Annotated in this window: 1 protein-coding gene; it reads right to left on the bottom strand. The window is 73.9% G+C overall.

Annotated elements, in window-relative coordinates:
* Positions 1-146: 146 nt before the first annotated feature.
* On the bottom strand, positions 147-1,463 hold the full coding sequence (locus AB0D57_RS47630; protein WP_362088758.1) for a M14 family zinc carboxypeptidase: 1,317 nt from the start codon (positions 1,461-1,463) through the stop codon (positions 147-149).
* Between the last annotated feature and the right edge of the window lie 449 nt (positions 1,464-1,912).

Genomic DNA, 1,912 nt, shown 5'->3' with positions numbered 1-1,912 from the left:
AGCAGGACGCGCGGCTCATGCCGCCCAACACTGTCCTCGGTCGTGAGGCCCACGCTACGCAGGGGCGCGGGCATGGCCACAGTGGCGTCCGCCGGCCGGGCGCCCCCCCTTCACAACAGCACCCGGGTTCACAGCGGTACCCGGGTTCACAGCAGCGCGCGGGCGAGCGCGAGCATGGTGCGGGCCTGGAGTTCGGTCTGGTCGGCGACCGGCACCCAGCGGGCGTCGAACGTACTCTCCAGCTCGCGGGACCACGCGCCCACGAGCGTGTCCAGCGCGGGTGCGCCGCCCAGGGCCTGGCGCATCATGGCCGCCGCGCGCAGCGGGATGCGCCGGGCGGCGATGCCGAGGGAGACGGAGTTGCCGACGGTGGTGGCGAGTTCGGCGGCGGTCCAGGTGTCCACGACTCCGGAGCCGATGTCCATGAGTTCGCGGGCGGCGGTGAAGTGGGCGAGCCCGTCGGGCGTTTCCGGCGTACGCGGATCCAACTCCCCCACGATCTCCTCCAGTTGCTTGGCGCGGGTGAGCAGCATCTCGCTCACCTCGGCGACCTCGCGGCGCGGCTCGGCCACGGGCCGCGGATCGCCGACGCCCGCCACGCTCCAGAAGGGCGCCTCGACGACGGCCGACACGGTGCCGTGCCGCATCGCGTAGAGCCAGGTCGCCTGCGAGGTGAAGCCCGAGGGGTCCCGTTCCTCGGTCGGGCTCCCGTCCGGCAGGACGAGCACGCCCGGGCCCTCCGTGAGCCACCCCGTACCGTCGAACGGCCGGTGCTCCAGCGGGATGCCGAGGCCCGCCGCGATCCGGCGATAGACGGGCGGCACCCCGGGCACCGCACGCGTCAGCTGCAGGAAGGTTCCGCCCACTTCGACACCGTGCAGCGAGAACTGCACGACGGGGCGCAGTTCGTCGATGAGCCGTACGAGGGCCTCGGACTCCGGCATCGGCGGGCGCGGATCGCTGACGACGGGCGGGAACTCGGGCTGGGCGGCGAAGGCGGGGCGATAGAACCCCAGGTAGTAGCCCTCGACGGTCGGCGTCGCCTCGGTCGGTGTTCCCTCGGTCGGCATTGCCTCGGTCAGCCGCGCCCCGGTCAGCCGCGCCTCGGTCAGCCGCGCCTCGGTCATCGACCGCTCGGCGAGGCTCGCCCCGTCGGGGTCGAGGCAGAGCAGGAAGTGCCAGGTGCAGTTCAGCTCACCGTCGCCCCGCCCCAATACGCCCGGCTCGCGAGCGATCCGCTCGGCCAGCCGGAGTGAAGTGGCCCCGCCCACGGGCTCGTTGGCGTGCGCGCCGGCGACCGTGAGGACATGACGCGGACCGTGCCCGGCCGACAGCAGCCACAGCGGCCGACCGGCACGCGAGGCCCCGACATCACGCAGCCGCAGCACTCCGGGCCACGCCGCCACCATCGCGCGAGCGCGTCGCAACAGCTCGTCGAGAGTGGGATACGGGGTTCGCCCCATGCCGGACCCCGGTCAGCCGCCGTTCGCGTCACGGCCGCCGGTGGTCTCCTTCTCCCCGAACGAGCGGATCTTGACGGTCACGCCAACTCCTTACCGTCATACGGATGTCGAGCGACACCGAGCGCGTCCCGTCAAGGCTCGACTCGGGGGGCCAGAGTGTCAAGGCATGTTCCTGTCACGGGGAGGGGGCTTGGCGGCAGCGACAGTGTCAGGCGCGGGTGCCCGTGATGCGTCGCCCCCTGGCGGGGTCCAGGGGGTGGCAGCCTCCGAGGCGGGGGTCCAGGGGGAGCCCCTGGCGGGGGTCCAGGGGCGCAGCGCCCCTGGCGGGGGCCTGGGGGCGGAGCCCCTGGCGGGGGCCTGGGGGCGGAGCCCCTGGCGGGGGTCCAGGGGGCGCAGCGCCCCTGGCGGGGGTCTGCGCTCAAGGAGCAGCGCTGGCAGCTGCAGAGCGA

Source organism: Streptomyces sp. NPDC048275 (assembly GCF_040652275.1).
GTDB lineage: Bacteria > Actinomycetota > Actinomycetes > Streptomycetales > Streptomycetaceae > Streptomyces.
This window is presented reverse-complemented; position numbering and strand designations above follow the sequence as displayed.